Annotated in this window: 9 protein-coding genes; 3 read left to right on the top strand and 6 right to left on the bottom strand. The window is 61.9% G+C overall.

Going from position 1 to position 12,839, the window contains the following annotated elements; translation table 11 throughout:
* Positions 1–3: 3 nt before the first annotated feature.
* Entirely contained in the window at positions 4–774 is a 771-nt protein-coding gene (locus tag ABIE28_RS00765; RefSeq protein ID WP_354059209.1) for a class II glutamine amidotransferase, read from the bottom strand.
* Position 775: 1 nt separating this feature from the next.
* A complete protein-coding gene (locus tag ABIE28_RS00770; protein ID WP_354059211.1) occupies positions 776–1,486 on the bottom strand; it encodes an aspartate/glutamate racemase family protein in 711 nt (236 codons plus the stop codon).
* 161 nt (positions 1,487–1,647) lie between these two features.
* Here ABIE28_RS00770 and ABIE28_RS00775 point away from each other — a divergent pair, with 161 nt between their 5' ends.
* On the top strand, positions 1,648–2,112 hold the full coding sequence (locus ABIE28_RS00775) for an Lrp/AsnC family transcriptional regulator (protein WP_354066372.1): 465 nt from the start codon (positions 1,648–1,650) through the stop codon (positions 2,110–2,112).
* Positions 2,113–2,280: 168 nt separating this feature from the next.
* Here the strand turns inward: ABIE28_RS00775 and dxs are convergent, their stop codons facing one another.
* From dxs to ABIE28_RS00795, 4 genes are all read right to left on the bottom strand, one after another.
* Positions 2,281–4,212 (bottom strand): 1-deoxy-D-xylulose-5-phosphate synthase, encoded by a 1,932-nt coding sequence (dxs, locus tag ABIE28_RS00780; RefSeq protein WP_354059212.1) that lies wholly within the window; start codon positions 4,210–4,212, stop codon positions 2,281–2,283.
* A 149-nt stretch (positions 4,213–4,361) separates the two neighbouring features.
* Positions 4,362–6,065: a peptidoglycan L,D-endopeptidase MepK gene (locus ABIE28_RS00785; protein WP_354059214.1), complete on the bottom strand. Its 1,704-nt coding sequence runs from the start codon at positions 6,063–6,065 to the stop codon at positions 4,362–4,364.
* 307 nt (positions 6,066–6,372) lie between these two features.
* On the bottom strand, positions 6,373–8,073 hold the full coding sequence (locus ABIE28_RS00790; RefSeq protein WP_354059216.1) for a L,D-transpeptidase family protein: 1,701 nt from the start codon (positions 8,071–8,073) through the stop codon (positions 6,373–6,375).
* A gap of 178 nt (positions 8,074–8,251) precedes the next feature.
* The gene (locus ABIE28_RS00795) at positions 8,252–9,736 is read right to left on the bottom strand and encodes a sigma-54-dependent transcriptional regulator (RefSeq protein ID WP_354059218.1); all 1,485 of its coding nucleotides are present in this window, start codon (positions 9,734–9,736) and stop codon (positions 8,252–8,254) included.
* Between the two features lie 204 nt (positions 9,737–9,940).
* Between ABIE28_RS00795 and ABIE28_RS00800 the strand changes: the two genes are divergently transcribed.
* Both ABIE28_RS00800 and ABIE28_RS00805 read left to right on the top strand, forming a co-directional pair.
* A complete protein-coding gene (locus ABIE28_RS00800; RefSeq protein WP_354059220.1) occupies positions 9,941–10,921 on the top strand; it encodes an ABC transporter substrate-binding protein in 981 nt (326 codons plus the stop codon).
* Between the two features lie 102 nt (positions 10,922–11,023).
* Positions 11,024–12,826, top strand: coding sequence for a M3 family oligoendopeptidase (locus ABIE28_RS00805; RefSeq protein WP_354059222.1), 1,803 nt, complete (start codon positions 11,024–11,026; stop codon positions 12,824–12,826).
* Positions 12,827–12,839: the final 13 nt, after the last annotated feature.

Raw genomic sequence — 12,839 nt, forward strand, 5'->3', positions numbered from 1 at the left:
CGGTCAGACTACGGCGAAGGCGCTGAACGACACATTATCCCGCCCGGCAGTCATCACGCTGCTGGGCGGAACTGTTTCCCAGTGGTCGCCGCTATCGCCGAACGGTTCGGAGGCGATGGCAATGCCGGCGTCCATCTGGCGCCAGTAGAGCGAGGGCGGGTGATCGTCGCTCGACCAGCGGAAGGCGCGCAGGGTTTCGCCATCGGCCAGAATGGCGGTAAAGCGCAGGGCGGTGGTGACGTCATTGGACGCCATGATGCGCAGGCATATGCCCAGCGTCGCGGCGACGGCGGCGACCGGATCGAGCGCCAGACCATTGCCGAGCGCGGCAAGGAATATGGCTTCGCTGTCGCCATTGCCACGGCGCTTGGCATAGAGGTCGTCGGGAATGACGGCTTCGATCGAGCGGCGGATGCGGTCGTAGCCGCCGATCTGGCCATTGTGCATGAAGAGGTGGCGGCCAGCGACGAAGGGGTGGCAATTGGCCATCGAAACTTCGCCCGACGTGGCCGAGCGCACATGGGCCAGAAACATCGGGGCGCTGACCTGATGGCAAAGCGAGGCCAGGTTTGCATCGGACCATGCGGGGAGAGTGCCGCGATAGCAGCCCGGTTCGAGCCGGGCGCCGTACCAGCCAACGCCGCAACCGTCGCCATTGACGACGGTCTTGGCTTCACGCGCGGCCAGCGACTGGTTGACCAGCGACGAGGCGGGTTCGATCAACAGCTTGTCGAGGAAGACCGACTCCCCCGTGTAAGCGAGGAAGCGGCACATGTCAGGCGGCGCGCTCCATCACGTCAGCGAGGGCAAACCGCACGGCGGCTTCGGCATGGATGGCGGTCGAGTCATAACCGCGCACCGGCAGGGTTGCCGGATCGACCAGCATCGAGATTTCGGTGCAACCAAGGATCACCGAGTCGATGCCCTTGGCGCGGGCGGCGTCGATGATGTCGAGATAGCGAGCGCGCGACATGTCGTGCACCTTGCCCTGGCAGAGCTCGTCGAAAATGATGTTGTGCACGTCGCCGCGCTCGTCATCGCCCGGTGTCAGCACTTCGATGCCGTGCTGCTTCATGCGCTCGGCGTAGAAGCCGTGCTCCATCGTGTAGCGGGTGGCCAGAAGCAGGGGGCGACGGCGACCATCGGCGAGCAGGGCGTGGGCGGTTTCATCGATGATGTCGATCAGCGGTACGCCACTCATGGCCGCGACGGGCTTGGAGACCAGATGCATGGTGTTAGTGCAGATCAACACGCAGGATGCGCCGGACCTGGCCAGACCCGCACCAGCTTCGCCGAGCAGGGTGCCGGCATCGTCCCAGCGGCCGGCCTTTTGCAGTTCAACCACGCGGGTGAAATCGAGCGAGCGCATGGCGATCTCGGCAGAATGCAGGCCACCACGCTGGTTGCGCACTGCTTCATTGATGAGGCGATAATACACCGCGGTGGATTCCCAGCTCATGCCGCCGATAAGGCCAATGGTCTTCATGCTAACGCTCCTATTCTGACCTCGGAGTGTGCGGCAGGATGGGTGCAGTCGGCGCGCATTGTTGCGAGTGTAATGGCTGGTACTTGCATGTTTTACGCGCGAATTCGGAAAGAGGCGCTTCGGGTTTGCAATTGTGGTCCGGATGGCGCATGAATCGCGGCATGCTTGATGATCGCGACCGCAAAATTCTCGACCTGTTGCAGGGTAACGCCGAAATGGCCGTCAACGACATTGCCGATGCGGTGTCGCTTTCGGCGTCGGCCTGTTCGCGCCGCATCGCGCGGCTGCGCGAGGAGGGCTATATCGAGCGCTCGGTGGCGCTTCTGAATCGCAAGAAGCTCGGCCTGCCGACCACGGTCTTCGTCATCGTGCGCACGGGCAAGCATGAGGCCGGCTGGCTCGATGATTTCCACGCGGCGGTCAGCACCATTCCCGAGATTGTCGAAGTGCACCGGCTGACCGGGAATTTCGATTATATCCTCAAGCTGGTGTTGCCCAATGTGGAGCATTACGACGTCATCTATCGCCAGCTGGTTGGCCGGGTCGAGCTGTTCGACATGTCGGCCTATATCTCGATGGAAACGGTGAAGCTGTCGACGGGGCTGCCGACGCATTACGTGGGGTGAGGGAGGCATCCACCGGAAGTGCCTATGCACCCAGCTGCCCTCGGGCTTGACCCGAGGGGCTGTTTCGGAGCCACAATAATGGCATCGTGAGCGTGGATGGTGGCCCTCGGGTCAAGCCCGAGGGCAGCGCGGTGGTTTATTGATGGACAGATTGAGGGCCAGTCGCCCCTAGCTGATCTTGCCCAGTGCGGCAGCCATGGCGGCTTCGTCGTAGCCGAGGGTGGTCAATGCAGTGGCGACGATGCCAGCGCGGTCTAGACCGGCATCGGCGTACATGTCGGCCTGGCTGGAATGCTCCACGAAACGATCGGGGATCATCAGTGGCCGGAAGCGCAGTTTGCCGTCGAGCAGGCCATTGGACGCCAGGAACGTCGCGACGTGGCTGCCGAAGCCGCCGATGGAGCCTTCTTCCGTGGTCAGCAGCACATCGTGCGTGGTGGCCAGCTTGGCAATCAATTCTTCATCAAGCGGCTTGAGGAAGCGGGCATCGGCGACGGTTGGGTTGAGCCCCAGAGCGGCCAGTTTGTCGGCTGCCGCCAGTACTTCAGCGAGGCGGGTGCCGTAGCTCAGAATGGCGATGGTTGCGCCTTGACGGACGATACGGCCCTTTCCGATGGTCAGCTTTTGGCCACGGGCGGGCATGTCGACGCCCATGCCTTCACCACGCGGGTAGCGGAAGGCGATCGGGCCGTTGTCATAGGCGGCGGCGGTCGCCACCATGTGGCGCAGTTCGGCTTCGTCTGCGGCGGCCATCTGCACAATGCCGGGAATGGCGCCGAGATAGGCGGCGTCGTAATTGCCGGCATGGGTCGGGCCGTCGGCGCCGACATAGCCAGCGCGGTCGATGGCAAAGCGCACCGGCAGATGCTGGATGGCGACGTCATGCACGACCTGATCGTAGGCGCGCTGCAGGAAGGTCGAATAGATGGCGACGAAGGGCTTCATGCCTTCGCTAGCCAGACCGGCGGCAAACGTGACCGCGTGCTGTTCGGCAATGCCGACGTCAAAGACGCGCGTGGGGTGCACTTCGCCGAATTTGTCGAGGCCGGTGCCGGATGGCATGGCGGCGTTGACGGCGACGATCAGCGGGTCGTCATTGGCTTCCTGGATCAAGGTCTCGGCAAAGACATTGGTATAGGAGGGCGCGTTGGAGACGGCCTTGGCCTGCGCGCCGGTGATGACGTTGAACTTGGAGACGCCGTGATATTTGTCGGCGGAATCCTCGGCCGGGCCATAGCCCTTGCCCTTTTTGGTCACGACATGAACGAGGATCGGGCCAGCGGCCGCGTCCCTTACATTATCGAGAATGGGTAGCAGGTGATCGAGGTTGTGGCCGTCGATGGGCCCGACATAATAAAAGCCAAGCTCTTCAAACAGCGTGCCGCCGGTAAAGAACGAGCGGGCAAACTCTTCGGTGCGGCGAGCCGGTTCGTGCAGGAACGGCGGCAGCTTGCTGAGGAGGTTCTTGGCCGCTTCGCGCGTGCCGCGGTAGACCGGGCCTGAGACCAGCCGGGCCAGATAGGCGCTGAGCGCACCGGTGGGCGGGGCAATCGACATGTCATTGTCGTTGAGCACGACGATCAGCCGGGCATCCATGGCGCCAGCATTGTTCATCGCCTCATAGGCCATTCCGGCCGACATGGCGCCATCGCCGATAACCGCGATGACATTGCGCGGGGTGTCGGTCAGTTCGCTGGCGACCGCCATGCCGAGGCCGGCGGAAATCGAGGTCGAGGAGTGGCCAGCGCCAAACGGATCGTATTCGCTCTCGGCGCGGCGGGTGAAACCGGACAGGCCATCCTTTTGGCGCAACGTGCGAATGCGGCCGCGGCGGCCAGTCAGGATCTTGTGCGGATAGGCCTGATGGCCGACGTCCCAGATGATCCGGTCATGCGGGGTATCGAACACGGCATGGAGCGCAACCGTCAGTTCGACAACGCCGAGCCCCGCGCCCAGGTGGCCACCAGTGACGGAGACCGCGTCGATCATTTCCGCGCGGAGTTCATCTGCGACCTGGCGCAGGTTCTCACGGGGCATGGCGCGCAGGTCAGCAGGGGACTGCACGGTGTCGAGAAGGGGTGTTGTGGGCTTGTCAGCCAAGGGCGGCGTCCTTTGCCAAAAGCGTCGTTAACCCAGTTCTTTAGGCTCAGGTCGGGGGCTTTGCAATAAGTTCAACCCCGCTGCGCCAAACTGCGGCAGGTTTAGCTAGGGCGCTAACGCGCCCCAATTATGGCTGAGATTGCGAAGGCTTAGTTGACCGCGAGCGCGACGGGCGCTGCCGTGACGAAACCGGTATGGGACAGGCCCTGTGGGAAATCACCCACGGCAAGCGTCGTCACATAGCGGCCCATTTCGGCAGTTGGGTCGAAATCGGCTTCGTCATGATCCCAGATCACTGCGAAGTGGTCCGAAGTCAGGGCGGCCGGGGCGGTGAACACATCGGCGATATGCTCGAGATCGGGCGCGATCAGGTCTGGCGTGCGCATGTCGTTGACGCCGGGGCGCTTGGCGAGATGGGCAGCAAGGGCTGCGGCGACAGGTTCGTCCTGCTTGGCGGCTTCAAAGGTGCCGCTGAACAGGTTGCTGGCGCCGGTAACCGTCTGCTGACCGCCGAGAGAGGCCGTGCGCACGTTTGGAACGAGAGCGGGCAGGGCACTGGCCGGCGCCGGAATGGCGGCGGTGGTGGCTGGAGCGTTCTCGATCAGCATCTGCAGGGATCGCTGGGATTCAGGATTCTGCGTTGCGGCATAGGCGGTCACGATATCTTCGCGATCCGACATGATCAGGCGTGGCTGAGGTACAGGGGCCATGAAGGAGGCCAGAGCGCTGACGGCGCTGCCGGCCGGCATGGCGGCAGCGGTTGCAACCTGCAGGCGCTCGGATTTGAGCGCAGGAACTGGCGCGATGTCAGCAGCTGGAACTTCGGCGGTGCGCAGTTCTTCTTCACTCAGTGGCGCGCTGCCAACGGTCGAGAATGGAATGGCGATGGGAGCGGGCGCAACATCGGCCTGCGCAGCCTGCATTGGCGCAGGAGCGGCGGCGAGCGACGCCGAGCGCATGGCTGGCATTGGGGCCAACTGTGAGCTTGCCTGTTGCGGCGCAATAGCTGCCATCTGAACAGGTGCAGCCGCGGCAATTGGCGCTGGGGCCGGAGCCCGTGGTGCTGGCGCTGCGGCTGCGGCCTGAACGGGGGCCGCGGGGCGGGCTGCTGCCTGCTGGCTGTTGCCATTGCCGCCAAAGAACATGTCCATCAACGTGCGGCCACCATTGCTGTTGGACGCAACCTGGGTGCCCGAGCTGCTCGAGGAACCATTGCATGGATAGGCGTGGCACTTCTTCCACTCGGCCATGGCGACCTGATAGCCTTCCTGCGACAGCGGCTTGCCATCGGTGGGAACGTGCATGGTGCGGCCGTCGGGAAAGAGTTCCTGCAACTGGGCACGGGTCATGCGTGGCCAGGCGCGGACGGAGCCGACGTCAAGGTGAACGAAAGGGCTGCCCGAGGTTGGGTAAAAGCCGACGCCGCCGACCTGCTTGCGCATGGCCGCAGCGCGCAGACGTGGCAGGGCCACGCCGGGAATGAAAAAGTCCATCGCTGTGCCGCGCATGTGCTGGGAATTTTCAGCAACGCCCGATGAGGTTTCGCGCAGCATGGCATTGGTGGCGGGCGAGCGATAAGCCGACACGACATTGATCGGCTGGCTCGCGCCAACTTCCTGGTAAACTTCCCAGACCAGATCGAACAGACGCGGGTCCATCTTGGCAGGTTCGTTACGGCGCCAGTCGCGCAGGAAGACGTTGAGCTCATTCAGGCCCGATTGGACATATTGCCCATTGCGCTTGAAGACGATCCGCGAGGTTTCCTTGGTGTGGGTATAGTAGAGGTACAGCGCACGCTCACTGGCCGCTGCGGCCGGAACAACGGCCTGCGGCAGGATGATTGTGATGCTCATAAGGGCGGCTACAAAGAGCCGCGCGATATGGTGCCGTATCAAATTGGAATTCCCCGTCACGCGATACTCTGCCCGGTTGGTTGCCAGTGTGGTCAGATATTAGCGTAGAAAGTCATCGAATTTATTAACGCTAAGAAGACCTCTAGCAGCCCATTGGGCCCCTCACGGATAGTTTATAACCCCCAAAACGGGGCGCAACCAAGGCAAAATTATGAACTGAGGGTTAAGAGCCATGGCGGGGGAGGCAGCGTGGAGGGCCAAGTTATGACCGATGAAACGGTCTCGGCCCTCCCGGCTTAATGCGTGATCAGGGTGCCAGCTGATCGACCACCGGGGCCGTGTCGGCAACGATGGCAGGCGTGCTGCCGGCAACCTTGAGGCCCATGGCAGCGATCAAAGCAGCGTTGTGGCCATAGACGTCGCCGTAGGAGCGGAGCGAGCCATCGGGGGCAACGCGGATCGTGAAGTAGGCGATGTGGACCGGGATCTGCTTTTCCGGATTTACCCAACGCTCGGACGGGCCAAACATGGCCTCAAGCGAGGCACGGCTGATATTGGCTTCATTTTCCATCAAGGCGCCGGCAAATTCCATCGGGTTTTCCACACGCACGCAGCCATGGCTGAAAGCGCGCGCCGAGCGGGCAAACAGCGACTTGGACGGGGTGTCGTGCAGATAGACGTCATGCTTGTTGGGGAACAGGAACTTGATCTGGCCCAAAGCATTGCCCGGCCCGGGGCGCTGGCGCACGCGGAACGGGAAGTTGTTGACGCTGACCTGGGACCAATCGACCTGCGACGGGCTGACCGGGTTGCCATTGTAGAGCAGGTCCATGTTCTGGCGGTCGGTATAGCTGGTATTGCGCATCACAGCGGGGGCGATTTCGCCCTTGATGATGGAGCTTGGCACGTTCCAATAGGGGTTTACGACGACATGGCGGATGTTGTCGGAAAAGACCGGCGTCTGGTTTTTCACGGTGCCGACGACGACGCGGGTGGCGTATTCTTCGGCGCCATTGCGATTGATCGAAAGGCGGTATTCGGGGATGTTGACCAGTACGTTGAACGCGCCAAGGTCGCGCGGCATCCAGCGCCAGCGTTCCATATTGGCCACGATGTCGGCTCGGGTGATCTGGAGGCCACCATTGAGCGCGACCAGGGTCGCCGGGCCCATGACGCCATCAACCTCAAGGCTGAGGCTGGCCTGGAAGGTCTTCATCACTTCGACCAGGGCATCGTCATAGACGAGGCCATCGACAGGCGGCAGGCCGAGGCGGGCGCGGAGCGCTGGCACACGTGGATCGCTCATACCTGGCTTCAGGGTCGGGCCGGACGCGATCTGGGCCGGGCGCTGGTTGTTCTTGTCGTCGAAGTTGACGAGAGCGGCCTTGAGCGCCAGAAATTCGGGATGGGTTGGTTCGAGCGCTGCCAGCACTGCCACTGGATCGGGGCTGGTGGCGAGCTGCACGAGGAGCGCGGCCTCATCGAGCTTTTTGGGCGTGATGTCGAGGTTTTCGCTGACCGATAGCGGCACGATGCGGCCGGTATAGATATGGGTCGCATAGCGCAGGGCGGCAGCCGAAAACGCGGTTTCGAGCGCGGCCATCTTGAGCGGTTCGCCCTTGGCGCCAGCGGTATTGAGGTTAGCGGTCAGATAATCCTCAGGGCGCAGGCCTTCGTCGGCCGCGGATTCAAACAGCTTGAGGATTTTCTGGGCAGGGGCGGAAAAGGTCACGTCGCCATTGGCGGCCTGATCGAGCCAGATCGGCTCAAAATGGCGGCCGCCATAGAAGAAATAGAGCTTCTGGGCTTCGTTATAGGCGACCGTCTGCTTGGCCGAACCGTAATAGGTCGCCGACAGGCCGGTCTTGATGGTCTGGGCCAGTTCGGATTGCGGTGGAGCGATAATGACCGGGCTGGCGGCAAGGCCGGCCACTTCCTGGGCATAGACGGGAAACACGCCACCAGCGCCAGCGAGGGCGACAACCAGACAGACCGCAATCTTATTCATTTGTGCTCCATGCACGGCAAAGGATTTTCGCCGATCAACTGACCCGTTGCTTGCTGAGTCCAAAGATCAGGCGATGAAAATCAATACTCTGCAAACCTTAACAGGAGCAATTGCTCGCAATTTTGTGAGCATGAATTGTGGTGCTGGTGCAACGTTTTGGCCACGGCGCGGCGTGTGGTTACGCCGCGTCGTTGATCAATTCTTCGGCCAGGCCGTATTCGTGGAGTTTGCGATAGAGCGTCGAGCGACCGATCTTGAGGGCGCGGGCCACGCGTGACATGCGACCGCCATGATGGGCGATGGCAAAGACGATTGCGGCGCGCTCGATTTCGGCAAGGGCGGCGATTTCCCCGGTTGGATCGAGGAAACGATCTGGCACCGACGGCATTTCGATCACGGCGCGCTGGCGGGCAGGGGCGGTGTCGATGTGGATCGGGCCATCGGGAACAGGAACGGCGGCAATGGCTTTGACGGCGATGTCGCGGCCTGAAGACTGGGCGACGATCTGCGGGAAATCAACGCTTTGGAGGAAGGCTTCGTCGGTGAGGACGATAGCGCGATAGACCGCGTTTTCGAGTTGGCGGACGTTGCCCGGCCAGTCATAGGCCATGAGAAGGCTGAGCGCCGACGGTGAAATGCCCAGGATGCGCTTGCCGGCTTCGGCGGCAAAGCGCGAGGTGAACATCGACACCAAGTCCTGAATGTCTTCCATGCGCTCGCGCAGTGGCGGCACATAGATGGGGAAGACATTGAGGCGGTAATAGAGGTCTTCGCGGAACTCGCCGGATTTGGCGAGGTTGAGCAGGCGGCGGTTGGTGGCCGAGATGACCCGGACGTTGACGCGCTCTGAGCGGGTGGCGCCGACCGGCTCGATCTCGCCGTCCTGCAAAGCGCGGAGCAGTTTGACCTGCGTGTCGAGTGGCAGTTCGCCAACTTCGTCGAGGAATAGCGTGCCGTTATGGGCTTCGGCGAATTTACCGACCTGATCGGCCACGGCACCGGTAAAGGCGCCCTTCTTGTGGCCGAACAAAACCGACTCCACCAGATTGGGTGGAATGGCGCCGCAGTTGACGGTGATGAAGGGCTTGCCGGCGCGGTCGCTGGAACCCTGAATGATGCGGGCGATCAGCTCTTTGCCGACGCCGGTTTCGCCTTCGATCAGCACCGGAATGGTGGATTTTCCGGCCTTGGCGCAGAGCGTCAAGACACGCTCCATGCTGGGCGCGCGGGCGATCATGTCGGAGGCCGAGAATGTGCCGCTCTTGCGGGCGCGTTCGGAGCGGATGGCGGCTTCGAGCGCATCGAGCTTCATGGCATTGCGCAGCGAGACAACGAGGCGTTCGGGCGCGACTGGTTTGACGAAATAGTCGGCAGCGCCATTGCGCATGGCCGAAATCACGGTTTCAAGCGAGGCGTTGGCAGTCTGGATGATGACGGGCGTGGTCAGGCCTTCGCGGCGCATCGCGTCCATCACGCCCATACCGTCGAGGTCGGGCATGACGAGATCGAGAATCATCGCGCCGATATTGCGATCATCGCGCAGAATGGTCAGCGCCTGCTCGCCGCTGGTGGCGGTGAGCGGCTTGAAACCAGCGCGATTGGCGACTTCTGCCGTCAGGCGCAGTTGAACCGGATCATCATCGACTACCAGAACGCGCGTCATCCAAACTCCAGTCTTCTTGGTTACGGCATCGAATCGTGTGCCGTTTTGGGAAGAGGATGGGGCGAGGGTGTTAAGGGGCGATTAATCATAGGAATTTTATCGCCGCGTTTTAGCAGTGCGCATTAATTTGACTGTAGAAGTCATATTAATTACAGGCTCAGGCAATGCCGCCATTTGGTGGTGGTGCTGTTGACGGAGACTGTCGTGCGCCTGCCCAAAACCATCCTTTTCGCCTTGGCACTGCTGGCGACACCCGTCGTTGCCCAGGAGTTTCCGCAGGTGTTCGAGCACAAGTTCGGCACGACGACGCTTGAGGCTCAGCCGGAGCGCGTGGTGAGCCTGGGCTATTCCAGTATCGACCATTATCTGGCGATGGGCGTGGCGCCGGTCGCCGTGCGCGAATGGTATGGTGGGTATCCGAACGGATCGTGGCCCTGGGCGCAGGACGCGCTGGGCGATGCGAGCATCACGCTGATTCCGGAAGACTTCACCTATGAGCAGATCGCGGCGCTGGAGCCCGATGTGATCGAGGCAGTGTCCTCCGGCATTACCGCCGCGCAATATGCCGAGCTCTCCCGGATCGCGCCGGTCGTGGCGCCGCAGGAGCAGTATGGCGACTATGGTACGCCCTGGTATGTGCAGACCGACACGATCGGCCGGGTGCTCGGCAAGAGCGCCGAAGCCAAGGTGCTGGTTGATGGTATCAATCAGCGCATCGCCGATATCGCGGCGGCTCATCCTGAATGGAAGGGCATGACCGCAGCGGTGGCCTTTGCCGACGTCAATCCCGGCGCGTTCCGCTCGGACGATATCCGCGTCATGACGCTCAACCAGCTTGGCTTTGTGACCCCGGCCGGGATTGACGAGGCGGAATCCAAATATGGCTTTTTCACCGAGTTCTCGCTGGAAGACCTGTCGCTGATCGATACGGACCTGTTGGTCTGGATGATGGGCGATGACCTGCCAGACGGTATTGCAGCGCTCACCATGCGCTCGCGCCTCAAGGCGCATCTGGAAGGTCGCGAAATTCTGGCGGACCGGATGCTGGCGGGAGCCTTCTCTTACTCCTCGCCGCTCAGCCTTGACTATCTGCTCGACCGGCTGGTGCCCGAGATCGAACTGGCGGTGGATGGCGATCCGGCGACGGTGGTGCCTTCGGCGGCGGCGGTTGGCCTCGCGCCATAGTGCCACAGGGCGGGTTGACGGGCGTGGCAGCTTGCGCCCTTCCCATCATCCCGCCCGCTCGCTAAGGTCCGCGCAAATTCTGACCAGCCGGAGAGCCACGCCATGACCGCCACCGCCCAGAAAGGCCACAACCAGTTCGGCAATCTGCCGGTATGGGACCTGACCGACCTCTACACGAGCGGCGACAGCGCGGAATTCAAGGCCGACCTCGAAAAGGCCAAGGCGGACGCGGTCACCTTCGAGGCGACCTATAAGGGCAAGCTGATCGAGCTGACCAAGTCCGGCAAGCTGCTAGCGGCGATCAAGGACAGTGAAAAGCTGGGCGACCTGACTGGCCGTCTCGGCTCGTTCGCGTTTCTGCAATATGCGCAGAAGGCCACTGATCCGGACCGCGCCAAGTTCATGGGCGATACCAATGAGGCGATCACCAATCTCGCCACCAAGGTGCTGTTTTTTGAACTCGAACTGAACCGCGTCGATGACGCCGATCTTGAGGCGGCGTTTGCCAAGGATGCCGAGCTGGCGCGCTACCGCACCTGGTTTGACGAGCTGCGCAAGGCCAAGCCCTATCAGCTCGACGACAAGCTCGAGGAGCTGTTCCACGACAAGTCCACCACGGCGTTCTCGGCGTGGAACCGACTGTTTGACGAGACGCTATCGAGCCTGGAATTTGAGGTCGATGGCGAGACGCTCAACATGGAGTCAACGCTCCACCTGCTGAGCGAAAAGGACGAGACCAAGCGCGAAGCCGCCTTCAAGGCATTGGGCAAGACGCTGGCCGCCAATAGTCGCCTGTTCACACACATCACCAATGTGCTGGCCAAGGACAAGGAAATCTCGGACCGTTGGCGCGGCTACGAGGACATTGCCGATAGCCGTCACATGGCCAATTCGGTCGAGCGCGAAGTGGTCGATGCGCTGCAGAAGGCCGTCGAGGACGCCTATCCGCGCCTCAGCCATCGCTACTACAAGATGAAGGCCAAGTGGTTCGGCAAGGACAAGCTGAACGCCTGGGATCGCAATGCGCCGTTGCCGACCAGCGATGAGCGCGTCTGGGACTGGGACAGCGCCATTTCGACCGTGATGGAAGCCTATGGCAAGTTCTCGCCAGAGCTCGCCGAGGTGGCTGCGCCGTTCTTTAATTCGGGCTGGATCGATGCGCCGACCGGCAATGGCAAGCTGTCGGGTGCCTTCGCGCATCCGACCGTGCCGAGCGCCCATCCCTACCTGATGCTGAACTATCTCGGTCGGTCGCGCGATATCATGACGCTGGCCCATGAATTGGGTCACGGCGTGCATCAGCGGCTGGCGGCGGCACAGGGACCGATTCTGGCCAACACGCCTTTGACGCTGGCCGAAACCGCGTCGGTGTTTGGCGAGATGCTGACCTTCCGGCATTTGCTCAACAACACCACCGATCCCAAGCAGCGCTTCGCGCTGCTGTCATCGAAGGTGGAAGACATGCTCAACACCGTGGTGCGCCAGATTGCGTTCTACACCTTCGAGCGGCGCGTCCATACCGCCCGCCGTCAGGGCGAATTGCGCACCGAAGAGATCAACCAGATCTGGCTCGATGTGCAGAAAGAATCACTGGGCGATGCCATTGTTGCCAATGAAGGCTACGACATCTTCTGGGCCTACATTCCGCACTTCATCCATTCCCCGTTCTACGTCTATGCCTATGCGTTCGGGGACTGCCTTGTGAACTCGCTCTACGCACAGTATGAGAAATCAAGTGACGGCTTTGCGGAGCGCTATTTCGAGCTGCTCAAGGCCGGCGGAAGCAAGCACCATTCCGAACTGTTGGCGCCGTTCGGGCTGGACGCCAAGGATCCCCAATTCTGGTCGTTGGGTCTGTCCATGATCGAAGGACTGATCGACGAACTGGAAGCGACTTCGCCTTAAGCTTTTCTGCTTG

Source organism: Devosia sp. 2618 (assembly GCF_040546815.1).
Taxonomy (GTDB): Bacteria; Pseudomonadota; Alphaproteobacteria; order Rhizobiales; family Devosiaceae; genus Devosia.

Excerpts from the sequence above, each read along its gene's own strand:
- ABIE28_RS00790 (WP_354059216.1), bottom strand. The coding sequence starts at position 8,073 with ATGAATAAGATTGCGGTCTGTCTGGTTGTCGCCCTCGCTGGCGCTGGT.
- ABIE28_RS00775 (WP_354066372.1), top strand. The coding sequence starts at position 1,648 with ATGCTTGATGATCGCGACCGCAAAATTCTCGACCTGTTGCAGGGTAAC.
- ABIE28_RS00805 (WP_354059222.1), top strand. The coding sequence starts at position 11,024 with ATGACCGCCACCGCCCAGAAAGGCCACAACCAGTTCGGCAATCTGCCG.
- ABIE28_RS00765 (WP_354059209.1), bottom strand. The coding sequence starts at position 774 with ATGTGCCGCTTCCTCGCTTACACGGGGGAGTCGGTCTTCCTCGACAAG.
- ABIE28_RS00770 (WP_354059211.1), bottom strand. The coding sequence starts at position 1,486 with ATGAAGACCATTGGCCTTATCGGCGGCATGAGCTGGGAATCCACCGCG.
- ABIE28_RS00785 (WP_354059214.1), bottom strand. The coding sequence starts at position 6,065 with ATGAGCATCACAATCATCCTGCCGCAGGCCGTTGTTCCGGCCGCAGCG.
- ABIE28_RS00795 (WP_354059218.1), bottom strand. The coding sequence starts at position 9,736 with ATGACGCGCGTTCTGGTAGTCGATGATGATCCGGTTCAACTGCGCCTG.